Source organism: Pseudarthrobacter lactosi (assembly GCF_055412785.1).
The window spans coordinates 1-26396 of the sequence record NZ_JBVAYS010000002.1; the positions used below are offsets into that span (position 1 = coordinate 1).

General features: G+C 65.2%; 21 protein-coding genes, 1 tRNA gene, 1 pseudogene and 2 riboswitches. Of the genes and pseudogenes, 11 read left to right on the forward strand and 12 right to left on the reverse strand.

Translation table 11 applies throughout. The annotated features are described in order from the left end of the window. Positions 1 to 182 precede the first annotated feature (182 nt). Positions 183 to 359: pseudogene (locus ACZY0Q_RS09930) on the forward strand (dihydrofolate reductase family protein); the annotation flags it as partial. Positions 360 to 519: 160 nt separating this feature from the next. After that, the gene (locus ACZY0Q_RS09935) at positions 520 to 1017 is read left to right on the forward strand and encodes an SRPBCC domain-containing protein (protein ID WP_463916319.1); all 498 of its coding nucleotides are present in this window, start codon (positions 520 to 522) and stop codon (positions 1015 to 1017) included. A gap of 3 nt (positions 1018 to 1020) precedes the next feature. Here ACZY0Q_RS09935 and ACZY0Q_RS09940 read toward each other — a convergent pair whose 3' ends face one another. Together ACZY0Q_RS09940 and ACZY0Q_RS09945 are read right to left on the reverse strand one after the other, a co-directional pair. Then, complete coding sequence (locus ACZY0Q_RS09940; RefSeq protein ID WP_463916321.1) at positions 1021 to 2067, reverse strand: LacI family DNA-binding transcriptional regulator; 1047 nt, start codon at positions 2065 to 2067, stop codon at positions 1021 to 1023. After that, complete coding sequence (locus tag ACZY0Q_RS09945) at positions 2067 to 3815, reverse strand: glycoside hydrolase family 13 protein (protein WP_463916322.1); 1749 nt, start codon at positions 3813 to 3815, stop codon at positions 2067 to 2069. Before ACZY0Q_RS09945 ends, ACZY0Q_RS09940 begins: the two co-directional genes overlap by 1 nt. Positions 3816 to 4021: 206 nt before the next feature. Between ACZY0Q_RS09945 and ACZY0Q_RS09950 the strand changes: the two genes are divergently transcribed. After that, entirely contained in the window at positions 4022 to 5392 is a 1371-nt protein-coding gene (locus ACZY0Q_RS09950; protein ID WP_463916324.1) for an FAD-binding oxidoreductase, read from the forward strand. 129 nt (positions 5393 to 5521) lie between these two features. Here the strand turns inward: ACZY0Q_RS09950 and ACZY0Q_RS09955 are convergent, their stop codons facing one another. The 4 genes from ACZY0Q_RS09955 to ACZY0Q_RS09970 all read right to left on the reverse strand — a co-directional run bounded on the left by ACZY0Q_RS09955 (position 5522) and on the right by ACZY0Q_RS09970 (position 10751). Continuing rightward, positions 5522 to 6940: a DUF4032 domain-containing protein gene (locus ACZY0Q_RS09955; protein ID WP_463916325.1), complete on the reverse strand. Its 1419-nt coding sequence runs from the start codon at positions 6938 to 6940 to the stop codon at positions 5522 to 5524. A 170-nt stretch (positions 6941 to 7110) separates the two neighbouring features. Beyond that, the gene (locus tag ACZY0Q_RS09960) at positions 7111 to 8193 is read right to left on the reverse strand and encodes an ABC transporter ATP-binding protein (RefSeq protein WP_056346563.1); all 1083 of its coding nucleotides are present in this window, start codon (positions 8191 to 8193) and stop codon (positions 7111 to 7113) included. Between the two features lie 235 nt (positions 8194 to 8428). Beyond that, positions 8429 to 9259 (reverse strand): trehalose-phosphatase, encoded by an 831-nt coding sequence (otsB, locus tag ACZY0Q_RS09965; RefSeq protein ID WP_463916327.1) that lies wholly within the window; start codon positions 9257 to 9259, stop codon positions 8429 to 8431. Next, positions 9249 to 10751 carry an alpha,alpha-trehalose-phosphate synthase (UDP-forming) gene (locus tag ACZY0Q_RS09970; RefSeq protein WP_463916328.1) on the reverse strand — a complete coding sequence of 501 codons (1503 nt, stop codon included), beginning with the start codon at positions 10749 to 10751 and terminating at the stop codon, positions 9249 to 9251. Before ACZY0Q_RS09970 ends, otsB begins: the two co-directional genes overlap by 11 nt. Positions 10752 to 10930: 179 nt before the next feature. Here ACZY0Q_RS09970 and ACZY0Q_RS09975 point away from each other — a divergent pair, with 179 nt between their 5' ends. The 3 genes from ACZY0Q_RS09975 to ACZY0Q_RS09985 all read left to right on the forward strand — a co-directional run bounded on the left by ACZY0Q_RS09975 (position 10931) and on the right by ACZY0Q_RS09985 (position 13550). Next, the gene (locus tag ACZY0Q_RS09975; protein ID WP_463916330.1) at positions 10931 to 11821 is read left to right on the forward strand and encodes a DsbA family protein; all 891 of its coding nucleotides are present in this window, start codon (positions 10931 to 10933) and stop codon (positions 11819 to 11821) included. Between the two features lie 154 nt (positions 11822 to 11975). Continuing rightward, a tRNA-Thr gene (locus tag ACZY0Q_RS09980) sits at positions 11976 to 12052 on the forward strand. Positions 12053 to 12323: 271 nt separating this feature from the next. Beyond that, positions 12324 to 13550, forward strand: a complete 1227-nt coding sequence (locus ACZY0Q_RS09985) for a glycosyl hydrolase (RefSeq protein WP_463916332.1) — start codon at positions 12324 to 12326, stop codon at positions 13548 to 13550. 23 nt (positions 13551 to 13573) lie between these two features. Here ACZY0Q_RS09985 and ACZY0Q_RS09990 read toward each other — a convergent pair whose 3' ends face one another. Together ACZY0Q_RS09990 and ACZY0Q_RS09995 are read right to left on the reverse strand one after the other, a co-directional pair. Beyond that, positions 13574 to 13744 carry a hypothetical protein gene (locus ACZY0Q_RS09990; RefSeq protein WP_463916334.1) on the reverse strand — a complete coding sequence of 57 codons (171 nt, stop codon included), beginning with the start codon at positions 13742 to 13744 and terminating at the stop codon, positions 13574 to 13576. A 3-nt stretch (positions 13745 to 13747) separates the two neighbouring features. Further along, on the reverse strand, positions 13748 to 14938 hold the full coding sequence (locus tag ACZY0Q_RS09995; protein WP_463916336.1) for a glycosyltransferase family 2 protein: 1191 nt from the start codon (positions 14936 to 14938) through the stop codon (positions 13748 to 13750). 240 nt (positions 14939 to 15178) lie between these two features. Here ACZY0Q_RS09995 and ACZY0Q_RS10000 point away from each other — a divergent pair, with 240 nt between their 5' ends. After that, a complete protein-coding gene (locus ACZY0Q_RS10000) occupies positions 15179 to 15481 on the forward strand; it encodes a DUF4193 domain-containing protein (protein WP_463916337.1) in 303 nt (100 codons plus the stop codon). Between the two features lie 236 nt (positions 15482 to 15717). After that, a complete protein-coding gene (locus tag ACZY0Q_RS10005) occupies positions 15718 to 16266 on the forward strand; it encodes an AMIN-like domain-containing (lipo)protein (protein WP_463916338.1) in 549 nt (182 codons plus the stop codon). Positions 16267 to 16374: 108 nt separating this feature from the next. On the opposite strand, the gene ACZY0Q_RS10010 is transcribed toward ACZY0Q_RS10005, so the two are convergent. Genes ACZY0Q_RS10010 through ACZY0Q_RS10020 form a run of 3 tightly spaced genes read right to left on the reverse strand, consistent with a single transcriptional unit; the run spans position 16375 to position 20055 of the window. Further along, complete coding sequence (locus tag ACZY0Q_RS10010; protein WP_463916339.1) at positions 16375 to 17937, reverse strand: APC family permease; 1563 nt, start codon at positions 17935 to 17937, stop codon at positions 16375 to 16377. 13 nt (positions 17938 to 17950) lie between these two features. Next, positions 17951 to 18976 (reverse strand): agmatine deiminase family protein, encoded by a 1026-nt coding sequence (locus tag ACZY0Q_RS10015; protein ID WP_463916340.1) that lies wholly within the window; start codon positions 18974 to 18976, stop codon positions 17951 to 17953. Beyond that, positions 18973 to 20055: a nitrilase-related carbon-nitrogen hydrolase gene (locus ACZY0Q_RS10020; protein WP_463916341.1), complete on the reverse strand. Its 1083-nt coding sequence runs from the start codon at positions 20053 to 20055 to the stop codon at positions 18973 to 18975. Before ACZY0Q_RS10020 ends, ACZY0Q_RS10015 begins: the two co-directional genes overlap by 4 nt. Positions 20056 to 20268: 213 nt before the next feature. On the opposite strand from ACZY0Q_RS10020, the gene ACZY0Q_RS10025 reads away from it, so the two are divergent. Then, positions 20269 to 20748: a Dps family protein gene (locus tag ACZY0Q_RS10025; RefSeq protein ID WP_463916342.1), complete on the forward strand. Its 480-nt coding sequence runs from the start codon at positions 20269 to 20271 to the stop codon at positions 20746 to 20748. 96 nt (positions 20749 to 20844) lie between these two features. Here ACZY0Q_RS10025 and ACZY0Q_RS10030 read toward each other — a convergent pair whose 3' ends face one another. After that, positions 20845 to 22431: an MFS transporter gene (locus tag ACZY0Q_RS10030; protein WP_463916344.1), complete on the reverse strand. Its 1587-nt coding sequence runs from the start codon at positions 22429 to 22431 to the stop codon at positions 20845 to 20847. A gap of 66 nt (positions 22432 to 22497) precedes the next feature. On the opposite strand from ACZY0Q_RS10030, the gene ACZY0Q_RS10035 reads away from it, so the two are divergent. Further along, on the forward strand, positions 22498 to 23037 hold the full coding sequence (locus ACZY0Q_RS10035; RefSeq protein WP_463917549.1) for a TetR/AcrR family transcriptional regulator: 540 nt from the start codon (positions 22498 to 22500) through the stop codon (positions 23035 to 23037). A gap of 94 nt (positions 23038 to 23131) precedes the next feature. After that, positions 23132 to 23229, forward strand: a riboswitch (glycine riboswitch). Position 23230: 1 nt separating this feature from the next. Continuing rightward, positions 23231 to 23376: riboswitch (glycine riboswitch) on the forward strand. 51 nt (positions 23377 to 23427) lie between these two features. Further along, the gene (gene gcvP, locus ACZY0Q_RS10040; protein WP_463916345.1) at positions 23428 to 26292 is read left to right on the forward strand and encodes an aminomethyl-transferring glycine dehydrogenase; all 2865 of its coding nucleotides are present in this window, start codon (positions 23428 to 23430) and stop codon (positions 26290 to 26292) included. Positions 26293 to 26396 lie beyond the last annotated feature (104 nt).

Consider the following 26396-nt stretch of genomic DNA (forward strand, 5'->3'; position numbering starts at 1 on the left):
CCACAGCGCCGATGGTACTGCACCCGGGAGGGTGTGGGAGAGTAGGTCACCGCCGGAACATCATTACAGGTCGAGAGCCCCCCAACCACCAGGTTGAGGGGCTCTCCCTTTTTAACCGGCATTCCGAACCACCACACCCGCAGCGACGCCACCACCTCTCATCAGTTTCGTCGGGGCTCGACGCCGGCGACGTCGGTGGCCAGGTGCTAGCCGCGGGCCTGGTCGACGAGGTGCGCATGGACGTCGCACCTGTGGTGTTCGGGTCCGGCAAGCGTTACTTCGGGTCGGTCCACGCCCAGCACCTGTTGGAAGATTCCGACGTGGTGATTCAGGGCAACCGCGTGCTCCACCTGCGCTAGCAGGTGCGCCGTTGACCGATCTGAGCGGGTTCGGCCTTCGGCTGTGTTTGCGCATTGATGCCCCGGGACCGACGCGCCAGCCAACGTACCACCAACACCAAAACACCCCGGAACCAGGACCAGTCCGGCACCCCTGTGGAGCCGCGTAGAGTTGACGTCCATGGATAACCTTTTCAGCCACGCGGACCACACCCTCCCCGGCTCCGTTGAGCCTCCAGAAAGCCTGGAGCCTGTTATCTGCACCGTCATCGTGCCGGGGCCAGTGGCTCAGGCGTTCGCCGGGTTCACGGATCACACGCACTTGTGGTGGCCACTGGAGGCTCACGGTGTGTACGGTGTAGGGTCTTACGTTGAGTTTGAAGAAAGCCTCATCGTGGAAACGGCTGACGACGGCAGGACTGCCGTCTGGGGCTCCATAGATGACTGGCAGCCGCCCCTTTCGTTCCACGCATCCTGGCACCCCGGGACCACTGCTATCTGGTCCACTGAGCTGCGGGTCGCGTTCAGGGCGGTTAAATCCGGGACGGAGCTTCGCCTGGTCCACAATGGCTGGGAAGGTGCGGAGGAGCCTGGCGCCACGCGCGCCGACTATGCTGCCGGTTGGCCGAAGGTGCTGGACCGTTTCGTGCGGTTCATGGGCGGGGAAGCTCAAGCCTGAAGGTCAGGCTGGCGGTACAGCCGTGCTGTTCCGGACCAGGAACTCTGTGGGGTACTCCCGGTCGGTGGCCGCCGCCGTGGGTGAGGTGCCCTTGGCAGGCCGCTTCCCGCCGGCGTCGAGCGTTTCCAACAGCATGCGGGCCGCCAGAACGCCTTGGCCGCGCGCATCCTGGTTGATGGTGGTCAGCCCAAAGACCTCACCGAGTTCGTGCCCGTCCATGCCGATCACGGAGAGATCCTGCGGTACACGCAGGCCGAAGTCGCGGGCGGCCTGGATGGCGCCGATGGCCATTTCATCGGAGGCGGCAAAAATTGCTGTGGGCCGCCCTGCCGCGGCGGCCAGGAGCTTGCGGGCAGTTGCGTAGGCGCCTTGGATAGTGAAGTCCGCTGACACTACCCATTCGGGGCGGACAGGATGCCCTGCGGCCTGCATTGCTGCCTCAAAGCCGGCCCGGCGTATCCCCGGCAGTTTGAAGTCCTGGTTCAGTTCGGCATCACCGGTGAGGTGCGCGATCCGGGTGTGGCCCAGCCCGAGGAGGTGCTCGGTGGCGGTCCGGGCGAGGCGGGCATCATCAATCCTGATGGTGGACGCACCGGCCAGGGCGCCGCCGATGCCCACGATCGGACGGCGGATGGCCAGCAGCTGCTTGATTTCAGCTTCGCTCAGGACGAGTGCCACGGCGATGACCGCGTCCAGCCGCTTACGGAGCAGGAAGTCGCTCAGGACGCTGCGGCGGCGTTCCGGCCGGTCACCCACGTTGTACAGGGTGAGGTCGTAGCCGGCGTCGAGCAAGGTGCCGGACACGCCCTCCAGGACGGACGAAAAGTACCAGCGGTGGATGGACGGGACCACCAGCCCCACGTTGTGGCTGCGGCCTGAGGCCAGGCTGGACGCATGGTAGGACGGGACGAAGCCCAGTTCGTCGGCTGCTGCCTTTGCCAGCTGCCGGCTCTTGGCCGACACATTCGCTTTGCCGCTCAGCGCCCGCGACACAGTGGCGATCGACAGCCCGGCACGGTCGGCAACGTCCTTGAGGCCAGCAAGTCCCACTATGCTGCGTCGCCTCCGCCTATCCGCAGCCACGCGGTTTCTCCGGAAGCCAGGAAGTGGGCTGCATCCGAGCCGGAGTCAGAGCCGAAGCCGGCGCTGCGGACGAGGACGCTGCCTGCCGGCATTTCCAGGGGTTCGTGGTTGAGGTTCATGATCACCAGCGTATCGCCGTTGAGGTACGCGAGGGACGAACCGCTGCACCAGTCTTCTGCCCAGGCCAGTGACCCGCTGCCCAAACCCAGTTCACGGCGCAGGGCCAGCATGTTCCGGTACAGGGAAAGATGCGACGACGGCGACGCGGCTTGTGTGTCGCGTGCCAGCTCCGTGAAGTCCGCCGGCAAGGGAAGCCAGGGATCCTGGCCGGAGCCAAAGCCCAGATGCCGTTCTCCACTCCGCCAGGGGAGGGGAACCCGGCAGCCGTCGCGGCCCAGCCGGGCGCCTCCCGTGCGGGCAAACGTAGGATCCTGCCGCAGGTGCTCCGGAATATCGATGCCATCCGGCAGCCCGAGCTCCTCACCCTGGTACAGGTAGGCGGCTCCAGGCAGTCCCAGCATGAACAATGACGCGGCGGCGGCACGCCGGCGTCCTAGGGCTGTGTCCGGCTGCGGATCGGCCGGTCCGATGCCGTCGCCATCGCGGGGGCCATGCCCGTTGTAACCGAATCGGCTGGAATGGCGGACCACGTCGTGGTTGGACAGCACCCACGTGCTGGGCGCTCCCACGGCGTCAAGGGCGGTCAGCGAGTCCGTAATGACACTGCGCAGCCGGTAAACGTCTAGGCCGGCGTGCAGGTAGGGGAAATTGAACGCCTGGTGCATTTCATCGGACCTCACCCAGTCGGCGAGGCGCGGGAGCGGGTCCACATTGGCTTCGGCGCACAGAATGCGGTCCGGCCCGTACCCGTCCAGGATCAGCCGCCAGGCCCTGAAGATGTCGTGGAGGGCCGGTTGGCCGAACATCGGAGCCTCATGGCCGGGGAAACCGTCCGAGCTTCCGCCGTCGGCACGGCCGCCCCAGCCAGGCAATCCCGGCGCCTTGACTAAAGCGTGCGCCACGTCCACCCTGAAGCCGGAGACACCGCGGTCCAGCCAGAAACGGAGCACCCGCTCAAATTCGGCGTGCACGGCGGGGTTATCCCAGTTGAAATCCGGCTGGGAGGAATCAAACAGATGCAGGTACCACTGGTCTGGCTGGCCGTCCGGACCGGTGACCCGGGTCCAGGCCGGGCCGCCGAAGTGGGACTGCCAGTTGTTAGGCGGTTCGTGGCCCTCGGGGCCGGCGCCGTCCCGGAAGATGAACATGTCGCGTTCAGGGCTCCCTGCAGGGGAGGCCAGGGCTGCCTGGAAAGCCACGTGCTGGTCCGAGCAGTGGTTGGGCACCAGGTCCACGATGACCCGAAGTCCCAAGCGGTTGGCCTCGGCAATCATGACGTCAAAGTCGCCCAGGGTGCCGAAAATCGGATCCACGTCGCAGTAATCGCTGACGTCATAGCCGGCATCGCGCTGCGGCGATTTGTAGAAGGGGGACAGCCAGACGGCGTCCACATCCAGCTCGGCCAGCTGCGGAAGTTCCGCAGTAATCCCCGCGAGATCGCCGATGCCGTCGCCGTTGAGGTCTCGGAAGGACCGCGGGTACACCTGGTAGATGACGGCCGAGCGCCACCAGCCGGGGGCGTTGTCGGCATCGTGGATAAGGGACAGCCGGCCCATCAGTGGGGCGGTGGCGGTAAACGCTGTATCTACGGACATGGAGGACAGCCTAGACCCAAACAAGCGTGATACTGCAAACGCTTCCATATCGATTACGAGGGCCCTGCCGCACATGCAGGGCGCGTATGCGTATGACCTGTGGAAACGTTTGCAGACAGTGCCGGAGACATACTACTGCGCAGTAGCGTAACGATCCGCGGTCCTACACTGGTAACAACAATTGCGACGACGGGGCGGGAGGCTGCGTGGGCGGCTTGGTTGAAGAGCTTGAGGGCACCCTCGGGTCAGGGCAGATCAGTACCGAGGCGGGATTGCTCGCGAGGTACGCCGTGGACCAGGCCCCCGTCCTGGATTTCCAGCTCCCCGTAGCGGTGGTCTTCGCCGCGTCAGTCACGGACGTGCAAGCCGTGGTCAGGCTCTGTGCCGTCCACAACGTTGCGGTAGTGGCCCGCGGAGCGGGAACCGGCGTTTCCGGCGGCGCGCACGCGAGCAGGAACTGCGTAGTCCTGTCGCTGGAACGGATGAACCGCATTCTTGACCTGAACCCGGACGACGAGACCGCCGTCGTCGAACCCGGCGTGGTCAACGCGGCCCTCAACGAGGCCGCCGCTGAGCACGGCCTGATGTACGCGCCGGATCCCGCAAGCTTCCGTACCTCCACGATCGGCGGCAACGTTGCCACGAACGCCGGGGGACTGCGCTGCGCCAAGTACGGCGTTACCCGGGACTCAGTGCTGGCGCTTGATGTGGTGCTGGCAGACGGATCCCTCATCCACACCGGCCACCAGACCTTCAAAGGCGTTGCGGGCTACGACCTGACGGGGCTGTTTGTCGGTTCCGAGGGCACCCTGGGGATCGTGGTGGGAGCGACCGTCAGGCTCAAGTACCTGCCCCGTGATGTGCACACCATCGCCGCGTTCTACCCAGACTTCAGGCAGGCCGCTGCGGGCGTCCTGGCGGTGGGCCGGGCCCGGGTGCAGCCGGCCATCATGGAACTGCTCGACGGCGGCACGCTGGCCCAGCTGGATGACCTCCACGGCTCCGACCTGAGTTCACGCGGCCGTTCGCTGCTCCTCATCCAGACTGACGGGTTCGGGGCAGCGGCGGAGGCCGACGTCGTGCGTTCCGTCCTCGCCGCCGGCGGGGCATCGGTGAGCACGGAATCCACGGAGGAGGCCGAGCAGCTTGTGGAGCTCCGCCGGAACAGCCGGGGTGCCGAAGTGGATGACGAATACCGCGTAGGCGAGGACGTGGCCGTGCCGCGTTCACGCCTGGTGGATTACGTGGCGGCGTTGGAAGGCCTCGCGGCAACGCACGGCGTGAGCCTGAAAGTGGTGGCGCACGCCGGGGACGGCAACCTGCACCCCACGTTCTGGATCGACCGCCAGGACAGCGCGGTGGACGCTGACGCCATGGGCCGGCTGAACCTTGCCTTGGACGCCTCCATCGAAGCTGCCCTCGACATGGGTGGCACCATCACCGGAGAGCACGGGATCGGGCAGTACAAACTGCGCTGGCTGGGCCTGGAGCAGCCGGAACCCGTCAGGGAGCTCCAGCGCAGAGTCAAGGAGCTCTTTGACCCGGCAGGCATCCTGAATCCGGGCAAGGCCATCTAAGCGCCGGCGCCTGCCACGAAACTAGGTAGCAGTAACTGTCGTTATGAGCGCTCATAACGACAGTTACTGCTACCTAGTTGGGGTGTGTTAACACAACCGTGCTGCCACCGCGGCCGGTCCTGCTCCGTGTCAGTCGTCGACGTCCGGGTACCCTTCGGTGCTTTCATCGGCACCGTAGCGGGACTCCTCGGTTTCCACTTCGAGGATCTTCAGCATGGCTGTGTCCGGGTTGAGCATGATGGCGGCCTCGTCCCGGCGGTGGCGCAGGACGGACTCGATGTAGGACTGCACTGCCTCGGCCAGCGGAATGTGGCGGGCCTGCTCCTCGGACATGTACCAGCGGTGCTCCAGCACCTCGTGGACCGCCTCCGCCGGCTCAAGCTTGCGGGACAGGTCGCGGGGGATTGAACGCACAATGGGCTCGAAGACCTGGCTGACCCAGAGGTGCGCACTGTATTCCTCGTCCATCCCCGGGTTGTTGTCCGCCCGGAAGGAATCCATATCATTGAGCAGGCGCCGGGCCTGGTTCTCCTGGGCGTCCAGTCCGGTCAGGCGCAGCAGCCGGCGCTGGTGATGGCCCGCGTCCACCACCTTGGGCTGGAGCTGGATGGTGGAGCCGTTCTGGGTGGTCTTGATGGCGTATTCCTCGACGTCGAACCCCAGCTCGTTGAGCTTCCGGATCCGGGCGGCCACGCGCCATCGTTCGCCGATCTCGAAGGATTCCTTCTCGGTCAGTTCCGTCCACAGGCGGCGGTAGCTCTCCATAATGAGTTCGCTGGTGGCCACCGGGTCCACCTTCTCCTCGATCAGGCCGCCGTCCAGGAGGTCCATCAGCTCACCGGCGATGTTGACCCGGGCAATCTCAAGATCGTACTCGCGCTGGCCGGTGGAAAGATCGGGATACAGCTCGCCGGTTTCGGCATCCACCAGGTAGGCCGCGAAGGCGCCCGCGTCGCGGCGGAAGAGAGTATTGGAGAGCGAGACGTCGCCCCAGTAGAAGCCGATGAGGTGCAGCCGGACCATCAGCAGGGCCTGGGCATCGATGAGCCTGGTCAGGGTGTCCTTGCGGAGCATCTGCGAGAACAGGGCCCGGTACGGCATGGAGAACTTCAGGTGGCGGGTGACCAGCACGGGGTTCAGCGGCCGTCCATCCAGGGTGGTCCGGCCCGTGATGACGGCTACCGGGACAACACACGGGACGTCCAGGCGCGCCAGCTTGCGGAGCATGTGGTATTCATGGCGGGCCACATGCTCGGACGTTTCCTTGATGGCGATGACGGAGCCGCCCAGGTGCGCGAAACGCACGATATGCCGCGAGATGCCGCGGGGGAGCGCTGCGAGGTTCTCGGCCGGCCAGTCCTCCAGGGCGATGTGCCAGGGCAGGTCCAGGAGTTCGGGATCCGCGGACGCCGCCGTGATGTTCAGTGAGCTGGAAGCGGCAAGGACCTTGTCATCCTTGGCGCTAGCTGCCTCGAACCGCGGCAGCTTGCCGACCTGCGCGTAGTCCGTGGGCTCGTCGTGCCACTGTGCGCTGTTTTCATCGGTCATGGATCAATTCTTTCGTACAGAGGGGCTGCTGGCCTAAACATCGGCTTAAACGCCGACGGCGGCCCGTCCAGTCAGGAGGGCCGCCGTCGGTTGGTTAGGGCGCCGGTGGTGGGCCCACGCCGGCAGGGTTCCCTGGCCGAAGCGGAGCGAGGTTAGGGCGCCGGTGGGGACTAGTCGCCCAGGCGCAGACCGGTCTTGGTGTCGAACAGGTGCACGTGGCCCGACTGCGGACGGACGTAGATGGTGTCGCCCTTCAGCGGAGGGCGGCGGCCGTCGACGCGTGCCACGATGTCGTGGTCCTTGCCGTCCAGCGTCGTGTGGCCGTAGACATAGGCGTCGGCGCCGAGTTCTTCAACAACGTCGACCTCAACCTGGAGACCTTCACCGTGGGAGGCCTGCTCGAGGTCCTCGGGGCGGCTGCCCAGGGTGACGGTGCTGCCGTGGGCCTCTTCGAGGATGTTGCGCGGCACGGGGTAAACCGTTCCGCCAAACTGGACGCCGCCGTCGACCACGGGCAGTTCGAGCAGGTTCATGGCGGGGGAGCCGATGAAGCCGGCAACAAAGACGTTCTTGGGCTTGTCGTAGAGGTTGCGCGGGGTGTCAACCTGCATCAGCAGGCCGTCCTTCAGCACAGCCACGCGGTCACCCATGGTCATGGCCTCGACCTGGTCGTGGGTCACGTAAACGGTAGTGACGCCGAGGCGGCGGGTCAGCGATGCGATCTGCGTACGCGTCTGGACACGGAGCTTGGCATCCAGGTTGGAAAGCGGCTCATCCATGAGGAACACCTGCGGGTTACGCACGATGGCGCGGCCCATGGCAACACGCTGGCGCTGGCCACCGGAGAGTGCCTTCGGCTTGCGGTCCAGGTACGGCTCGAGGTCAAGAAGCTTGGCGGCTTCACGGACACGCTCGGCGCGCTCTTCCTTCGAAACGCCGGCGATCTTCAGTGCGAAGCCCATGTTGTCCGCAACCGTCATGTGCGGGTACAGCGCGTAGTTCTGGAAAACCATCGCGATGTCGCGGTCCTTCGGCGGAACATCGGTGACATCGCGGTCGCCAATAAGAATGCGGCCGGCGTTGACGTCCTCAAGGCCTGCGAGCATGCGCAGGGAGGTGGACTTACCGCAACCGGAGGGTCCTACGAGGACCAGAAATTCGCCATCGGCGATTTCAATGTTGAGCTTGTCAACAGCGGGCTTCTCTGTGCCCGGGTACAGACGCGTAGCGTTATCAAAAGTAACTGTAGCCACAGTTATCAATCCCTTCACCGGCAGGTACGTGCCGGACGATCCGTTGTGAATGGTTCATGTAATTCAGTTATCCACGGCATTGCAGCCGTGTACTCCCCGGCCGAAGGCCGAGGAGTATCACGTGACGCCGCACGGTTCCTGTGCGCCACATCACAAACAAGAGTATGTCAGACGATTGGCGTATTGGTGCAAATGTTACGGAGGTCACATGTGAGCTTGGACATGTCCCCGGGGATTAGTCGGTGCCGGGCACTTCTTCGGCTACCACCAGGCTCCGTTCCTGCAGGAGCGCTTCGAGCAGTTCCGCCACGTGGGCCGGCGCGTCCACCCGGAACTCGGCCTGGGTGAAGTCCAGGCCCACTTTGACGCCCACATCGCCGGATTCCAAGCGTCCCAGGGCGTCTTCGTCCGTGACGTCGTCACCGGCGAAGAGGACGGCTGTGGCCCCGGTGATCTGGCGCAGGAAGGTCAGGCCCTCACCCTTGGAGGCGTTGACCACCGATGTTTCCAGGACACGCTTGCCGTTCTTCAGGAAAACGCCCTTGCGGTCTTGGAGAACTGAACGTGCCGCGGCTACCGCGTCCTCGGCAACATCGTCCGTGGCCAGCCGGGTATGGAGGACCACGCCGGCGGGCTTGTCTTCGAGCAGCGTGCCCGGTGCCTGCTCGACGATCTCCTCGAGAAGGCCGCGGACTTCGGCCAGCAGCCGGCGCTGGGCTTCGTCCAGCGTCAGTTCAGCGGAGCCGGGGCCCAGCCACGCCTCGGCGCCATGGCTGCCGATCAGCAGTGTGTCCACCGGCGGCGAGGCGACCGCGCGCAGGCTGGCGAGGGCCCGCCCTGAGATGAGTGCCGTCGTCGTACGTGGAAGGGCGGCGAGCCCGGCGAAAGCGGCGGCAGAGCGCGGAAGGGGGCGGGCTTGGTCCGCGCGGTCAACCAGCGGGGAAATGGTGCCGTCGAAGTCCATGGCCACCAGCAGGTGTTCCGTCTGGGCGATGCGCCGGGCGGCCTGCCGGAGTTCGGGGGACAAGGCGAGCGGGCCCTTTGCGGGGCTGGCGTTAGGAGTCATCGCGCACAACTTTCTCGTTCAGGGCGGCCAGGAAGTCAGCTGACCAGTGGTCGACGTCGTGATCCAGGATCTGCTTGCGCATGGAGCGCATACGGCGCGCGGCGTCTTTGGGAGGCAAATCGACGGCCCGCATGATGGTGTCCTTGAGGCCGTCGATGTCGTGCGGGTTCATCAGCAGCGCCTGCTTGAGCTGGTCCGCAGCGCCGGCGAACTCGCTGAGGACCAGGGCGCCGTCATTGTCCTTGCGGGCGGTGACGTATTCCTTGGCCACGAGGTTCATGCCGTCCCGCAGTGCGGTCACGAGCATAACGTCGGCGGCGAGGTACAACGCCACCATCTCCTCCACGGGGTAGCTGTGGTGGAGGTAGCGGACGGCCGTGTTCTGGATGGTGTCGTAGGTGCCGTTGATGTGGCCGACGGTACCTTCGATTTCCTCGCGCAGGAGGCGGTATTGCTCCACCCGTTCGCGGCTGGGGCTGGCAACCTGGATCAGCGTTGCATCGCCGACCGTCAGCTTGCCTTCGTTCAGGAGCTCCTCAAAGGCCTTGAGCCGGTGCCGGATGCCTTTGGTGTAATCCAGCCGGTCCACGCCCAGGAGGATGGTCTTGGGGTTGCCGAGGTCCTGGCGGATCTGGCGTGCGCGCTCGATGATCTCGGGGTTGTGGGCCAGTTCGCTGATCTGGGCGACGTCGATCGAGATCGGGAAGGCCTGGGCCCTGGCGATGTGCGTGATTTCGCCGTTTTTACCCTTGACGTGCACTTGCTGCTGCTTGACGCTGGCGCCCAGGAACCGGCGGGCGGAGCGCATGAAGTTGCCGGCGTCGCTGGGGCGCTGGAAGCCCACCAGGTCAGCGCCCATCAGGCCGTCGATGATGGCGTGCCGCCACGGCAGCTGCGCGAAGATTTCCGGCGGGGGGAAGGGGATGTGGTTGAAGAAACCGATCCGCAGGTCCGGCCGCGCCTGGCGCAGCAGGCGCGGCACCAGCTGCAGCTGGTAGTCCTGCACCCACACCGTGGCGCCCTGGCCGGCATGGCGTACGACGGCGTCGGCGAACCTTTGGTTGACCTTGCGGTAGGCGTCCCACCAGGTCCGGTGGAACTCCGGCGGGGCGATGACGTCGTGGTAGAGGGGCCACAAGGTGGCGTTGGAGAAACCCTCGTAGTAGAGCTCGACGTCGTCGTTGCTCAGCTGGACGGGGACCAGATCCATGCCGCCGTGACTGAAAGGCTCGACGGTCTCGTCCGGGGCGCCATGCCAGCCCACCCACGCGCCATCGGTCTTGGTCATCATGGGTGCGAGGGCAGTCACCAGGCCGCCGGGGGAGCGGCGCCAGCCGGAGCCGTCATCGCCGCTCTCACCTGGCGCGCAGCGGTCCACCGGCAGCCTGTTGGAGACGACCATAAAATCGTACGTGGCGGCTGTGCTGTCGCTGCTCTCGGCGGCGCCGGCGGCAGGTACAGCTGATGGTTTTTCTTGGACGGATGTTTGCATTGCGGCCCCCTGGGGTTGCTTGTGCCTTTAAGCCACCTTAATAGGATGGAATCTTCGCGGCTATTCGTCCGTTGGTTATTCGGGCTGAATACTTGAAAGCGCAAGCTCTCAGGTTTGTCCCCTAAAATGGTGGAGTCGCCACAGAGTGGTCCCCATATGTCGATCGACCCAAGGAACACATGAGCCCCGCAAATGAAATACGCAAGTCCAAGGCTGAACGAACCTCGGAGGCGCGCGAGAAGGCACGCCTGATCCGAGAGGCGCAGCTGAAGAAGGACAAGCGCAACAAGCTGCTGATCGGCTGGGGCATTGTGGTGGCCGTGGTGGCCATCCTTGTGGTGGTGGGCCTGGTGGTGACCACAACGATGCGGCAGAACGCCCCTATCGCTGACCAGGGTCCGACGCCGGCCAACGGAAACGCCAACGGCGGCATCACCTTGCTGGCCAATACCGACGTCGCGAAGGTGGAACCAGCCACCGTTGACGCTGCCGCCGTGGGTGAGCCCCCGGAAACCGCACCGGCATCGGTTGTGGCGCCGGGCGCTGAGGCTGAGGCCGGCAAACCGGTCAAGGTGGTCCTGTACGTTGACTTCATCTGCCCGGTCTGCAAGAACTTCGAGACCCAGTACAACGAGCAGCTGACGGCGCTGCGCAACGAGGGCAAGATCTCAGTGGAATACCGGGCACTCGGGTTCCTGGACAGCCGGTCCTCCACGAACTACTCCTCCCGTGCAGCCAACGCTGCCGCATGCGTTGTGAATGAGTCTCCGGAAAAGTACGCGGAGTTTGTGGACGCGCTGTTCGCCAACCAGCCTGCGGAAGGCAGCGCCGGACTTCCTGACGACAAGCTCAAGACCATGGCCACGGACATCGGCGCCAAGAACATTGACACCTGCATCAATGAGAAGACCTACCGTCCGTTCGTGAAGTTCACAACCAAGCAGGCCGCCGCCATTGGCGTCACGGGCACGCCCACCGTGTTCGTGGACGGCCAGCAGTGGGGCAAGGGTGCCAGCGCGCAGACCCCGTTCCCGGACTTCCTGCAGGCAGCGATCACCGCGAAGGGCTAGGGCCCTCTTCCTCGCAGAGGACCTGCTTCCGGATAGATTCCGGAAGCAGGTCCTCACTTTTGCTCCGGGTAGGCCTGGCCGGCGTTTTTACGAGCGGGCGGACTTGGGCTAACCTTATCTAGCGCCATTGCGGCGCACGCCCTGTAAGGGGCGCGCCTCCTTAGCTCAGTTGGCCAGAGCACCGCTCTTGTAAAGCGGGGGTCGTCGGTTCGAATCCGACAGGAGGCTCCAGTTATGGCTTTGTCCGGCCGAACTATTGCTGCCCCCGCCGCCCGGCACCCACCATCGATTGCTCCGTAACCGCCGTTCAGAGCGTCCAAACGGGCGGTTACGGAGCATCGATCCGGGTCGGGCCCCTTTGGGGGCCGTGAGTTCGTCAGAAAATATTCGAAAAAACCCGGGCTGGTTTCGGCGCCAAGCCCTTAGGATCAGGAAAGTGCCGCTAGGCACCACCTGACCGGCGGATTTCCATCCGCCTTGCCGATTGCGGGGACCGATCGCCATGCTCAGAATTTTGAAATCCATCGCGGCAGTGGTCGGCGTGGGCCTCGCTTTGGGACTGATGCCAGCCCAGGCAGCCCAGGCAGCGCCTGCCACAGGCCGGATTTCCCTCAGCCCGGCCACTGGGCCGGCAGGTTCCGCGGTCACCGTCAGCGGAACGGGGTTCAAAGCCTCCACCACGGGGACGGTCATTGCCGGTGCCACGACTTTTCCCTTCAAAACGGCGGCCTCGGGTGCTTTCAGTACCCCGATCACCATCCCTTCCACAGCTCAGGGATCACTGACCATCACGGCCAAGACCTCTTCCATCCAGGCCTCGTCCGTGTTCACGGTGACGGCGCCGGCCCCGGCGCTCCCTCCGGTCAGTACGGCCGCGCTTCGGTTCGGGGTGGCCACAGCCGGCGGCCCGCTGGCCAGCGGCGAACTGGATGAAGTGTCGCAGCTGGCCGGCGAAAGCCCCTCCAGCATTCTTTTCTATAAGGACTTCCTCCAGGCGCCCCCCATCACAGAAATGAACGCCGTCCGGGCACGAGGCGCCGTTCCGCTCATTACCTGGGAACCCTGGGCCTGGGGCGGCGGCTCGGAACAGCCGGCCTACTCCCTGGACCGAATTGCCGCCGGTGACTTTGACGCCCACATCACGCAGTGGGGCCAGGCACTCACTGCCTGGGGCTACCCGGTCCAGCTCAGGTTCGCCCATGAGATGAACGGAAACTGGTATCCGTGGGCCGAAGGCGTCAACGGAAATCAGGCCGGTGACTACGCGAGTGCCTGGCGCCACGTTCACGACGTCGTTGCTGCCACCGGCGCCGGCAACGTGTCCTGGGTCTGGAGCCCGAATGTTCCCTACTACGGTTCCACCGATCTCGCCGGTCTCTTTCCCGGCGTCGGATACGTGGATGTTGTAGCCCTCGACGGGTACAACTGGGGCACCTCCGCCTCATGGAGCGGCTGGATATCGCCGCAGGATCTTTTCGCTCCGGGCATAGCCCAGTTGCGTGCCCTGGCGCCGGGAGTTCCCATCCTGATCAGCGAGACGGCTTCCAGCGAAGCAGGCGGCAACAAGGCTGCCTGGAACACACAGCTCGTGTCCTATCTGGCCGCCCAGCCCGATGTGGTGGGCTTCGTCTGGTTCCATCTCCAGAAGGAGACCGACTGGCGCATCAACAGCAGCGTCACCTCAGCCTCCGCTTTCAAGTCCGCACTCGAGGCGCGCCGGACCCCCTGACCCAATGCGCAATCTCGCGGTGGTCAGGGGCGCGCCTTTTTGTCCCCGCGGACCAGTCCCAGCAGGGCCATCCCTATGAGCATCACGCCGAACGCGGTCAGCAGGGCAGCCATGACGTCCAGCCCGGTGTAGGCCAATCCGGTTGCGCCCAAGGCCGCTCCGGAAGCGGGCAGGGCGGTATTCGTTCCGTACATTTGTTAGTTGATTTCCTCTGCCGTGTATTGCGCTTCCCAACGGTCTATCCGCCGCCGGGTGATCTTTGCAGTCAGGACCGCGCACCAGGAGGCCAAAAACCACCCGGACCGCAGCCACATGAACAATTCCTGCGGGAAGAACGTGGCCGCCAGTAGGACGTCCTTCCAGTCGCGGTGCGGAATCCGAAGCGCCCGTTTGATGTCCAGCGCCACGAACAGGATTGGCACCAGCCACCAGAACAGGACGACGCGAAACACTCCCAAGGTGAGTGAGAGGGCAATGACGGCGATCCACAGGAGCTTCAGGAACACGCCCAGCAGCCCCATGGCCTGCTGGCCCCAGTCGCGCAGGGTCAGCCGGTTGATTCCCAGGCCCAGCAGGTCTTCCACCGTGCCCACCTGCCATTTCATCCGCTGGCCCCACAATGCTTTGACTGTCTTCATCGAGTCGGTGTAGGCGCGGACATCCGGGGAAACCTGGCAGATGTAGCCCAGTTCGCGGATGCGATAAGTCAGTTCGAAGTCCTCGACCTGCGAGGTGTAGACCCACGGCCCTTCGCGGTCGTCCCGGGCCGCGATCTGGCGGAGGACGGTGTTGTTGATGGCGCAGCCGGTTCCTGCCAGGACACTGGTCCGGCCTCTCCTCAGTGCCGTATCGGTCCACGTGGCGAACTCGGCCTTCTGCAGCCGGCTCAGGAATCCGGGGTCTTGCATCGTGAATTTCGACGACGAGCCACCGAGGAGCGCGCCCGTATCCGCACTGAACTCCCGGGACCAGGCTTCGACGGCGTTCGGGGGCAAGACCGTGTCCGCGTCGAGGCAGATGACCACGTCGGCGTCGTAGGCGTACTTTGCCCAGGCCCGGTTCAGGGCTTCGGATTTGCGGTGCTGCAATCGGGGAAGCTCCATGGTGGTCACCGGGTACTTCCGCGCTTCCCAGGCCGTTGCATCGGTGCAGCCGTTGGGGATGACCACGATGAGGTCCGCGGGACGGGACTGGAGCATGAGGCCATCGAGGGTTGCCCCGATCGAGCCGGCCTCGTTGTAAGCGGGTACCAGCACCACCACGCGCAGGCCACGTGATGCGGGGATGGCCTGGTCTGGAGCGGAAGCGGCGCGGGCCGCCCGCCTCGTGGGGTGAACAGTGGATGAGCGTGTCACGTCGGCCGGGGGCAGGGACAGTACAGTCTCCATGGCGGCGTCCTCGGGTGGGTTTTGCAGACCCCAGCGGCCCGCGAATCCATCCTGCAGGCGCCTTCTCAGATTTGGCCCCTGGATACCGTCAAGGTTGCATCAATTACCCCGTCTGCAGAGGGCGAAGCAACGAAATCTGTCTGGTCGGCCACACTATTGCCCAAGAAGCGGCATAATGACCTAAACTGCTTCACTGAGGTGCCTGAAATGGTGCCGTGCAGCGACGAAAGTGAACATGCCATGGCTACCGATTACGACGCTCCACGCAAGTCTGACGACGAGGCATCTGCCGAGTCGCTGGAAGCGCTGCAGGCATCCCGCAGCGGCAATGCCCAGACCGCAGTCATCGACGTCGAGGAGACCGACACCGCCGAAGGCATCGACCTGCCCGGAGCCGATCTCTCCGGCGAAGAACTGACCGTCATTGTTGTTCCTGAACAGTCCGATGAATTCACCTGCGCATCATGCTTCCTGGTCCGCCACCGGTCACAGGTTGCGCGCGAAAAGAACGGCCTGAAGTACTGCATCGAGTGCGAGGGCTGAACGCCCGACGCCGGCACTACGGTGGGGTGCGCCGGCGTCGTTATTATGCATAACGGCAGGGTGCAGAAACGGCGTTAATAGCGTTTCGATGGCCCCGAAAAGTGCTGAAGAATTACGCCCGCGTGACCGGAACCGGGTTCGGTTAACGGTTCCGCGCCGAAGCGGCAACAACCCTGTTGAAGGGCCCCGGAGACTCCTACGCTTGAGCTACCTAATCACTCGAAGGGTGGCCCACAATGAAAAAGATTCATACGTGGCTGACAGTCATATTGATGGCTGTTGGATTGGGTTTCCTGGCTCCGGGGCCCGCCTCGGCAACCACATCCTATTGCGGGCTCGTCTGGGGATCGCTGGCCGAAACAGACCCGGCCATGAGCACCGCATCCGTCACCAACGTCAGGACGGGGCAGCACTACTGCTTCGACCGGATGGTGGTTGACCTCAACGGCCCGGTGGCCGGCTACACGGTCCAGTACGTTCCGACCGTGGTCCAGGACGGTTCAGGTTTTGAAATCCCGCTGCTCGGCTCGGCATTCCTCCAGGCAACTGTGAACGCGCCGTCCTACGACAGCAATTACAACGTCACGTACAGCCCGGCGGCAAAGGCCGAACTGTCCGACGTATCGGGATACCAGACCTTCCGGCAGGTTGCCTACGCGGGCAGCTTTGAGGGCTACACCAGCATCGGCCTGGGCGTTCGTGCCCGGCTCCCGTTCCGGGTGTTCACCCTGGACGGCCCCGGATCCGGATCGCGCCTGGTGGTGGATGTAGCGCACTTCTGGTGACCGTTGGTTCGCCGCTGAACCGCAGTTGAGACAAGATCAGGAAAACCAAAGAACGGCGCCCTGCTCCGGAGACTTTCCGGGCAGGGCGCCATGCTGTGGTTGGGGCAACTACTCCGGGACCACCAGCGCAGGTGTGTCCCGGCGGATGGTTTCGCCGCGGAAGAAACCGGGGCTGAGGCGTGCCATGATCACCATCAGCACCGCCCCGAGCGCCAGGATCCCGATGCCCAGTACAAACACCAGCCCAACGCCGAAGACCTCGGAGCCGCTGCCGAACTCCGGCGCCCAGCTGTCCACGGCTGTCTGCAGGAAAACCACAAACAGACCCACACCGCCCAGCACCGGGCACAGGAGCCGCAGTACGAAGTTCCGGAGGCTGCTGAACACGCTGTTCCGGAAGTACCAGGCGCAGGCGATGGCGGTCAGTCCGTAGTAGAAGCAGATCATCAGGCCGAGAGCCAGGATGGTGTCGTTCAGGACGTTTTCGCTGATCACGTGCATCACTGCGTAGAACCCGGCGGACAGGACGCCCGCCGCCACTGTTGCGAAGCCCGGCGTCGAGAAGCGCTTGCTGATGTGGCTGAACGGGGCGGGCAGCGCACCATAGTGGGCCATGGCCAGCAGGCTCCGCGACGGCGAGGTGAACGTGGACTGCAGGGACGCGGCCGAACTGGACAGCACGGCGAGCGACATCAGGATGGCGAACGGCCCCATGATCGGTGACGCAAGCGCCGTGAAGAGGTTCTCGTGGTTCTCAGCGTTGTTCAGGCCAATCCCCGTATCGCCGACGCCGGCGAACATCATGGTGGCGATGCTCACCAGCAGGTAGATCCCCAGAACCACGACGGCGGTCAGCGTGCCGGCGAGGCCCGCGGTCTTTTTGCCGTTGGCGGTTTCCTCATTCACCGTCAGGCACACGTCCCAGCCCCAGTAGACAAAGATCGACAGTGAAATTCCGGCGGCGATCTGCCCGAACGTCTCGATCCTGGTGACGTCGAACCACTCCCAGCTGAACGGGATGGCCGTTTCCGACGTGGACCAGTTCGCGAACGCCATGCCCACAAAAAGTCCCAGGACCAGCAGCTGGAATCCGACGAGTCCGTACTGGACCAGCTTGGTGGTGTGCAGGCCGCGGTAGCTCACCCACACGGCGAGGGCCACAAAAACGAAGCACGTCAGGACGTTCAACGGCTTGTTGGCCGCGAGGTCCGCGAGTTCAGGCGCCCCCGTCAGCTGCGACAGGAAGAGATAGAAGAAGTCCACCGCCACGCCCGCCAGGTTGGACAGGACGATGATGTTGGCGGCGAGCAGTCCCCAGCCGCCCATCCAGCCCACCCACGGGCCAAACGCTTTGGTGACCCAGGTGAACGTGGTGCCGCTGTCCGGGGAATCGGCGTTCAGTTCCCGGTAGGCGAGCGACACCAGGATCATGGGGATGAACCCGATCAGGAAAATGACGGGCAGCTGGAGCCCCGCCTCATTCACCGTGGGGCCGAGGGCGCTGGTCAGCGTGTACGCCGGCGCGATGGTGGAAATGCCAAGAACGACGACGGCGAGGAGGCCCAGCTGCCCGCCCTTCAGTCCTTTGGCGGTGATGCCGTGCGCCGAGCCTGCCGTGTCCGTCCCGGAAGGCTGGCCCGCGGGGGTGTTCTTGCGGGTGGTTTGGGTCATGGTCCAGCGCTTTCTACGAGGCAGCAGGCTGCTGTTGGGTGATGCAGTGGATGCCGCCGCCGCGGGCGAAGAGCTCACGGGCGTCAATGCCGACCACCCGCCGGCCGGGGTAGGCCTCCGCCAGGATCTGCAACGCCTTGTCATCGTTGGGATCCCCGAAGGTACAGGCGATGACGCCGCCGTTGACCACGACGTGGTTGATGTAGCTGTAGTCGACAAAACCTTCGTCATCCCAGAGCACTTCCGGGGCAGGGACTTCGACGATGGTCCACTCCCGGCCGGCCGCGTCCTTAGTGGTGCGGAGGTGATCGATGATGTCGCGGCTCACCTGGAAGTCCGGGTGGCGGGGGTCCTGCTGGGAGTGCACCAGCAGGGTGCCGGGGGAGGGAATGGCGGCGACGATGTCCACATGACCGCGCGTGCCGAACCGTTCCGAGTCCCTGGCCAGTCCGCGGGGGAGCCAGACCACGTGGGTGGCCCCGATTGTCCGGGCAAGCTCGGCTTCGACGTCGGCGCGGCTGAGTCCCGGGTTGCGGCCCGGATCCAGCTGCACGGTTTCGGTCACCAGCACGGTTCCTTGACCGTCCACCTGGATGCCGCCGCCTTCGTTGACCAGAGCGGACAGAATATGCCTGGCGCCGGCGCGGCCGGAGACTTCGCCGGCGACCAGCGCGTCTTTGTCCCAGCGCGCCCAGTCCTGGGCACCCCAGCCGTTGAAGACCCAGTCGACGGCGCCGAGGCTTCCGTCCTGGTCCAACACGAAGGTGGGCCCGATGTCCCGCATCCACGCATCGTTGAGCGGGGCGGCCAGTACCTCGACGTTCGGGTGCAGATAGCGCGAGGCGATGCCGACGTCGTCGGGGTCCACCACCACGGTGACCGGCTCGAATTCGACGGCGGCGTTTGCCACCGCTGCCCAGACGGAACGGGCAGCATGGGCATCTTCCTCCGTCTCGCCCAGCGTGTAGCCGCCAGTGGGAAAGGCCATCCAGAGCCGCTCCTGCGGCGCGGTTTCGGCGGGCATGCGCCACGTGCTCATACGGTCACCCCGGTGTTAATGGCCGACGACGGGAGTACAGTCTGTTCGCCGCCGAGCGGTTGGTCGCGGCGCACCGGTTCGGTAAGCCGGCCGTAGGTGTTCGGGCGGCGGGTGGCCAGGAACGGGAAGAGCGTGAGCCAGTCCCGGCGCTGGTCCAGGTCGAGGTCTGCCACCAGCACCGCGGAGGCATCACGCGGGGCCTGCACGAGAACCCGGCCGTACGGATCGGAGATAAAGGAGGAGCCGTAGAAGTTCAGCGTTCCCTCGCTGCCCCAGCGGTTGGGCGCCACCATAAATAGGCCATTGGCGATGCCGTTGCCCACAATCACCTGCTGCCACAGCGGCTGGGTGTCGAAATCCGGGTGGTCCGGCTCTGAGCCGATGGCGGTGGGGTAGACCAGGATCTCAGCGCCGCCGAGGGAGTAAAGCCGGGCCACTTCCGGGAACCATTCGTCCCAGCAGGTGGGCATGCCCAGCCGGGCGCCGCCCAGTTCTGCCGGCGCGTGGACCTCGTAGGCGTCAGCGGCGGCCGGCCCTTGGCGGAAGAACTTGTCTTCGTAATAGCCGGCGGTGACCGGGATGTGGAGCTTGTGCGTGCGGGCGAGCAGGTCACCCTCAGAGGACACCAGGATGGCGGTGTTCAGCCCCAGGCCGTCGTCCGTGCCGTCCGGGTTGGGCACCTGCTGGTACAGCGAGGCATGGACTGCCACCCCGTGGCGGCGGGCCGATTCGGCGGCAAAGCGGAAGGTGGGTCCGGTGAGCAGGTCCTCAGCGGTGTCCGACGGCCGGCGCCGCACCGAGCCGGGCCGCACGGCGCCGGGCTGCAACGCTCCGTGCCGGGGCGTGTCATTTTCGGGGCAGCTGTCCGCGGGGTAGCGCGAGAGGGTGAGTTCGGGCAGGAACACCACCGAGGCACCGAGCCGGGCGGCCCGGCCGATTCCTTCATCGAGTTCGGCCTGCAGGACGGCAGTGTCTGCATGCCAGCGGTGCTGCACGACGCCCACCCGAAGGGCTGGGCGGTCGGACGGCGTTGTCCGGGCCAGGGAGGCGGGTGAGTCGAGGCAGGAAATTTCAATCATGGGCTTACTTCCAGTGAGACGACCGTCACTAAATGAATGACGTTCATTTAGTATGCAGGGCGGACGGCTTTAGCGCAATGGTTTAAATGAATCCCATTCTTTTGTGACACTCCGGCCGGATTAGTAAGCTCACTGAGAAATTTGCTTCCGGCCCGGCGCGATCGATCCTGTGGCTGATAGCGTCGGGACTACTGGACCAATCGAGGAGGATTCATGAAAGCTTCACCGACCCTGACCAACAATCTGCAGGCCGTGCTTGCGGACCTGATTGAGCTGCACATCCAGGGCAAGCAGGCCCACTGGAACATTGTGGGGACCAACTTCCGGGACCTTCACCTGCAGCTGGACGAAATCGTGGATGCCGCCCGGCAGTTCGCGGATGATCTGGCCGAGCGGATGCGCGCCCTCCACGCCCTGCCGGACGGCCGCAGCGCCACGGTGGCAAAGTCCACCAGCCTGGCCCAGTTCCCCGAAGGCCTCATCAACACCAAGGACGCCATCGAGCGGATCGTTGCTGCGCTTGAGGCTGCCGTGGGCACCATGCGCAAGGTCCATGACGAAGTGGACGAAGAGGATCCCACTACCGCGGACCTGCTCCACGAATTCATTGCCAAGCTGGAACAGTATGCGTGGATGGTGAACGCCGAGACCATGAAGGCCTCCGCCAGCGTCACCGCCCCTGACGCCAAGTAGGCTCCGGCCGATAGTGAGGCCACAAGCGCCCGGCGCCGGAATGACTTCCGACGCCGGGCGCCCTTGTGCGCTCGCTGGCTTGCGGGCGGCGGTGCCCTAGTCCGCCGTCGGAACTTTCCGGAGTACGACGGCGGCGAGGACTGCCGCGCTCGCCATCAGTACCAGCGCAATTGCCGCAGTGGTGTGGACGCCCGAATCAAACGCCAGGCGAGCTGCACCGCGGAGCGCTTCAGCCAGCGGCGCAGGCAGGCTGGTGGCCAGCTCCACTGCGCCTGCCAAAGTTTCGCCGGCCTGGTGCACGGCAGTGCCTGACGCCGTTTCTTCCACCCCGGCCGGCAGCAGGAGATTCCGCTGGTAGGAAGCGGTCAGGATGGAGCCCAGCACTGCAGTCCCCAGCAGGGACCCCACCTCATAGCCCGTCTCCGAAATGGCGGCCGCCGCTCCTGACTTCTCTGCTGGCACGGAGCCCAGGATGAGGTCATTGGAAATGGTCTCCGCCGTGCCCACCCCCAGTGCGAGGATCAGCAGCGCGGCCAGCAGGAGGGCCGGGCCGGAGCCGTGATCACCAAAGACCGCGATTCCGTAGCCGGTGGCACTCAGTGCCAGGCCACCCGCCACCACAAAGCCCGGACGCACTTTCCGGACCAGCGGCACCACTGCCAGGCCGGCCAGCACCGTGGCCACCAGGGCCGGGATCATTGCTATTCCGGCGGCCGACGGTGTCATCCCGTCCAGGAGCTGCAGGTGCTGTGCGAGGAAGAGAATGAAGCCGTTGAAGGAAAACAGGGCCAGCACGTTTGCCGTGATGGCGGTGCTGAACACCCGGTTGCCGAACAGGGACATGTCCAGCAGGGGGCTGGCCAGCCGGTGCTGGCGGCGGACAAAGACGACCCCCATGGCCAGGCCAAAGACAACAAGCCCCAACGGAGCGGCCCCGAAACCTTCTGTCGCCAGTTCCTTGATCCCGTACACAACGGGCACCATAACCAGCAGGGACAGGGCGATGCTGGGCACGTCCACCCGTCCGGGCCGCGGATCCTTTGATTCCGGGATGAACGCCGGACCAAACGCCAGCAGGGGCAGCATGATGGGCACGGCGACCAGCAGGATGGCGCCCCACCAGAACTGCTCCACCAGCCAGCCCCCAAAGATGGGACCCAGGGCGGCCCCGCCGGAGAAGCCGGCTGCCCAGATGGCTACGGCCAGCCGGCGCCGGTTCGGGTCCGGAAAAATGTTGCGGATCAGCGACAGGGTTGAGGGCATCAGCATGGCGCCGAAGAATCCCAGCGACGCCCGTCCGGCTATCAGCCACTCCGCGCTGGGGGCAAACGCTGTTGCTGCTGAGACCGCCGCGAATCCAACGCTGCCGGTCAGCAGCAGCCGTCGGCGCCCGATCCGGTCGCCCAGGCTGCCCATGGCAACCAGCAATCCGGCAAGTACCAGGGGATAGGCGTCCACAATCCACAGCAGCTGGACTCCGGTCGTTTCCAAGCTGCTCGCGATGGCCGGAAGCGCAAACGTCAGCGCGGTGTTGTCCACCGCAACCAGGAGCACCGGAAACATCAGCAGGGCCAGCGCGAGCCAGTCGCGCCAGGGCGCCTTGGCGGGCCCTGACGGCTGGACCTCGGCTGCGGTCGCGGAGGTGCTTCGGGTGGTCTGGTTGGACTGTGCGGACAACGTCATGTAATAACTATACCGTCCAGACGGTATAGTTAAGAAACCGGACCCGGAGCGGGCATGATTGAAGCCATGGCCAGAAATCCCGTCGCACGCGATGCAGTCCTTGATGCTTTTGAAGAACTCCTGATCGATGTGGGGGAGCGGGCTGCCACATTGGACGCCGTGGCCAAGCGGGCCGGCGTGTCCAAGGGTGGATTGCTCTACCATTTCCCCAACAAGGAAGCGCTGATCGCTGCGGTACTGGAACGGTTGGACCGACTGGCCGCCGAGGACCTGGCACTGATGGCGGCAGCAGCCGAAGGTGCAGCCACCTACTTCATCCGTTCCTCGGTCTGGTCCGATACGCCGATGGACCGCTCTTTCGTGGCCGCCACGCGGCTGGCCGAAGTGGCCCATGAAGAGGCCCGGCGTCGCTTTGCCGCCATCCAGCAGCAGTGGTTGGACCTGATCGCGGCCGACGTCGGTCCGGCCATGGCGAAAGCCGTGCTGTATATGGGGGACGGGTTGTATTTCAACGCCATGTGGGAAAGCGGCACCACCGGGGACGGCCGGGGCCGCCATGGAGACGTCGAGGAGCTTCTCGCCGCCGTGGAGCGGCTGCGCGGCTGAACCTGACGACCCCATTTGCCCGGCGGCGCGGGGCGTAGGAGAATTGGACCTCGTGGCGGCCATCTGTGGCCGGCACGACATCTGAATATGCCTTTGATCTGCGGCGGGAGAGTTCTGTTAGTAGGTGCAACAGGCGCCGTAGGAGCAAATCCTCCCCAGGAATCTCTCAGGCCCACGTACCGCCGCGGCCAGGCAACTCTGGAAAGTGGCAGGCCGTACGCCTGAAGCGTCCCGGATCACTCCGGAATGTCAGGACCGCTGTGCCCACCGACGGTGCAAGCGCAGCCTAGCGGAAGCAGGCTGCGCGGAAACTCTCAGGTCCCAGACAGAGCGGGGAGGAACCCGAGTCGATGTGGCGTACCTTGCGCCGCCTTAGTAATGGAGTTCCTTGTGAGTGTTAATTCGGCCTCGGCCACTTTCGTTGACCGGCATATTGGCGCCCGCCGCCAGGCCGATATCGACTCCATGCTCAAGGCTGTGGGCTACGGCACTGTGGACGCACTGGTGGACACCGCCGTTCCCGACTCCATCCGCCAGGCCCAGCCGCTGGCCCTCAAGGACGCCCTGAGTGAGGTTGAGGTCCTTGCCGAACTCCGGAAGCTTGCGGCGAAGAACAAGACGGCCGTGCAGATGATCGGCCAGGGCTATTACGACACCGTGACGCCCGCGGTGATCCGCCGGAACATCCTCGAAGCCCCGGCCTGGTACACCGCGTACACCCCGTACCAGCCCGAAATCTCGCAGGGCCGGCTCGAGGCGCTCCTGAATTTCCAGACCATGGTCCAGGATCTCGTGGGCCTGCCCATCGCGAACGCCTCGCTGCTGGATGAAGCCACCGCCGTGGCCGAGGCGGTGCTGATGATGCGCCGGGCCAACAAGAACAAGGACGCCCGGGACGGCAAGACGGTCCTGGATGCCGATTGCCTGCCGCAGACCATCGCGATCGTCAAGGGCCGGGCCGAGGCGCTCGGGTTTGAGGTGGAGGTCGCTGACCTGTCCACGGGCCTGCCCGAGGGCGTTATCAACGGCATCGTCCTGCAGCAGCCCGGCGTGTCCGGTCGGGTCTTCAACCACGCCGACATCATCGCGGCTGCGAAGGAGCGCGGCGCGCTGGTGACGGTTGCTGCTGACCTGTTGGCGTTGACGCTGATCACCCCTCCTGGGGAGCAGGGCGCGGATATCGCCGTCGGCTCCACCCAGCGTTTCGGGGTGCCGCTGTTCTTCGGCGGCCCGCACGCGGCGTACATGGCGGTGGCGAAGGGCCTGGAGCGGTCCATGCCGGGCCGCCTGGTCGGTGTCTCGAAGGACAACGCCGGTGTCCCCGCGTACCGTCTGGCGCTGCAGACCCGTGAGCAGCACATCCGCCGGGAGAAGGCCACGTCCAATATCTGCACCGCGCAGGCGCTGCTGGCCATCGTTTCCTCCTTCTACGCCGTTTACCACGGCGCCGACGGCCTCAAGGCAATCGCCGAGACCACCCACAGCCACGCTGCAACCATCGCCGCATCGCTGAAGGCGGCCGGCCTGGACGTCCTGCACACATGCTTCTTTGATACCGTCACGGTTTCCGTGCCCAGCAAGGCCGCGGCTCTTGTGGCCGCCGCCGAAGCCAAGGGCATCAACCTGCGCCACATCGACGGCGACACCATCGGCGTCTCGGCCGACGAAACCACAACCCCGGCCATCGTCGCCGGTGTCCTGGACGTCTTCGGCGCCGCCGTGGTGGACTTGGCCGCCGGCACAGACACCCAGTTTGCACTGGATACCGCCGTCGAACGATCCTCCGAGTACTTGCAGCATCCGGTGTTCAACACGCACCGTTCCGAGACCCAGCTGCTGCGCTACATCCGCAGGCTTTCGGATCGGGACCTTGCGCTGGACCGGACCATGATCCCGCTGGGTTCGTGCACCATGAAGCTGAACGCCACCGCGGAGATGGAAGCCATTTCCTGGCCGGAGTTCGCCTCGATCCACCCGTTCGCCCCGGACTCACAGACCGTAGGCTGGCGCGAACTTATCGGCGGGCTGGAGTCTGACCTCGCGGAAATCACCGGCTACGACCAGGTGTCCCTGCAGCCGAACGCCGGTTCCCAGGGCGAGCTCGCGGGCCTGCTGGCGATCCGCGGCTACCACCTCTCCCGCGGCGATGACCAGCGCACGGTCTGCCTGATCCCGGCCTCGGCCCACGGCACCAACGCCGCCTCCGCCGTCCTGGCCGGCATGAAGGTGGTTGTTGTCGCTACCGCTGCGGACGGCAGCATCGACCACAAGGACCTGAACGCCAAGATCGAGGCGAACAAGGACGTCCTCTCGGCCATCATGATCACCTACCCCTCCACGCACGGTGTCTACGACGCGGACGTGACCGAAATCTGCGACGCCGTGCACGCGGCCGGCGGCCAGGTCTACGTGGACGGCGCCAACCTCAACGCCCTCGTGGGCCTGGCACAGCCGGGCAAGTTCGGCGGCGACGTCTCGCACCTGAACCTGCACAAGACCTTCTGCATCCCGCACGGCGGCGGCGGACCCGGTGTTGGCCCGGTCGCAGCGAAGGCCCACCTGGCACCCTTTATGCCCGGTGACGCCAACAAGGCAGCCCACGAAGCCGGCCACGGCGTGGCCATCAGCGCCTCCAACTACGGCTCCGCAGGCGTCCTGCCGATCTCCTGGGCGTACGTGAAGCTCATGGGCGCCGAAGGCCTGACCGAGGCGACGAAGTCGGCACTGCTGGCGGCGAACTACGTTGCGGCGCGGCTGAACAAGTACTTCCCTGTCCTCTACACCGGTGAAGGCGGACTCGTGGCGCACGAGTGCATCCTGGACCTGCGCGAGCTGACGGCCAGGACCGGCGTCACCGCGGAAGACGTGGCCAAGCGCCTGATCGACTACGGGTTCCACGCCCCCACGCTGGCGTTCCCGGTGGCCGGCACGTTGATGGTGGAACCGACGGAGTCCGAGGACCTCGTGGAGATCGACCGGTTCATCGATGCGATGATCACCATCCGCAAGGAAATCGACCAGGTGGCCAACGGTGACTTCAGCGTGGAGAACAGCCCGCTGCGCCACGCACCCCACACCGCGTCCGCCGTCGTATCTTCCGATTGGAACCGCGAGTACCCGCGCGAGCAGGCCGCCTTCCCCCTCGCCTCGCTCAAGCAGGACAAGTACTTCCCGCCCGTCGGCCGCATCGACGGCGCAGCCGGAGACCGCAACCTCATCTGCTCCTGCCCGCCGCTGTCGGAGTTCGAAGACTAGGGTCCGGGCCCGGACCCGGCAAGCCGGGCTTTTCACGCGTGCTGCTCCTTCGTCGCTCTGACGCACGCTTTCGAAAACCCCGTCCCGCCGGCCCTCGGTGGTCT

Excerpts from the sequence above, each read along its gene's own strand:
- ACZY0Q_RS09975 (WP_463916330.1), top strand. The coding sequence starts at position 10,931 with ATGAGCCCCGCAAATGAAATACGCAAGTCCAAGGCTGAACGAACCTCG.
- ACZY0Q_RS10035 (WP_463917549.1), top strand. The coding sequence starts at position 22,498 with ATGGCCAGAAATCCCGTCGCACGCGATGCAGTCCTTGATGCTTTTGAA.
- ACZY0Q_RS10015 (WP_463916340.1), bottom strand. The coding sequence starts at position 18,976 with ATGAGCACGTGGCGCATGCCCGCCGAAACCGCGCCGCAGGAGCGGCTC.
- ACZY0Q_RS10025 (WP_463916342.1), top strand. The coding sequence starts at position 20,269 with ATGAAAGCTTCACCGACCCTGACCAACAATCTGCAGGCCGTGCTTGCG.
- ACZY0Q_RS09935 (WP_463916319.1), top strand. The coding sequence starts at position 520 with ATGGATAACCTTTTCAGCCACGCGGACCACACCCTCCCCGGCTCCGTT.
- ACZY0Q_RS10010 (WP_463916339.1), bottom strand. The coding sequence starts at position 17,937 with ATGACCCAAACCACCCGCAAGAACACCCCCGCGGGCCAGCCTTCCGGG.
- ACZY0Q_RS09985 (WP_463916332.1), top strand. The coding sequence starts at position 12,324 with ATGCTCAGAATTTTGAAATCCATCGCGGCAGTGGTCGGCGTGGGCCTC.
- ACZY0Q_RS09995 (WP_463916336.1), bottom strand. The coding sequence starts at position 14,938 with ATGGAGACTGTACTGTCCCTGCCCCCGGCCGACGTGACACGCTCATCC.
- ACZY0Q_RS10000 (WP_463916337.1), top strand. The coding sequence starts at position 15,179 with ATGGCTACCGATTACGACGCTCCACGCAAGTCTGACGACGAGGCATCT.
- ACZY0Q_RS09955 (WP_463916325.1), bottom strand. The coding sequence starts at position 6,940 with ATGACCGATGAAAACAGCGCACAGTGGCACGACGAGCCCACGGACTAC.
- ACZY0Q_RS09970 (WP_463916328.1), bottom strand. The coding sequence starts at position 10,751 with ATGCAAACATCCGTCCAAGAAAAACCATCAGCTGTACCTGCCGCCGGC.
- ACZY0Q_RS10020 (WP_463916341.1), bottom strand. The coding sequence starts at position 20,055 with ATGATTGAAATTTCCTGCCTCGACTCACCCGCCTCCCTGGCCCGGACA.
- ACZY0Q_RS10005 (WP_463916338.1), top strand. The coding sequence starts at position 15,718 with ATGAAAAAGATTCATACGTGGCTGACAGTCATATTGATGGCTGTTGGA.
- ACZY0Q_RS09990 (WP_463916334.1), bottom strand. The coding sequence starts at position 13,744 with ATGTACGGAACGAATACCGCCCTGCCCGCTTCCGGAGCGGCCTTGGGC.
- otsB (WP_463916327.1), bottom strand. The coding sequence starts at position 9,259 with ATGACTCCTAACGCCAGCCCCGCAAAGGGCCCGCTCGCCTTGTCCCCC.
- ACZY0Q_RS10030 (WP_463916344.1), bottom strand. The coding sequence starts at position 22,431 with ATGACGTTGTCCGCACAGTCCAACCAGACCACCCGAAGCACCTCCGCG.
- ACZY0Q_RS09945 (WP_463916322.1), bottom strand. The coding sequence starts at position 3,815 with ATGTCCGTAGATACAGCGTTTACCGCCACCGCCCCACTGATGGGCCGG.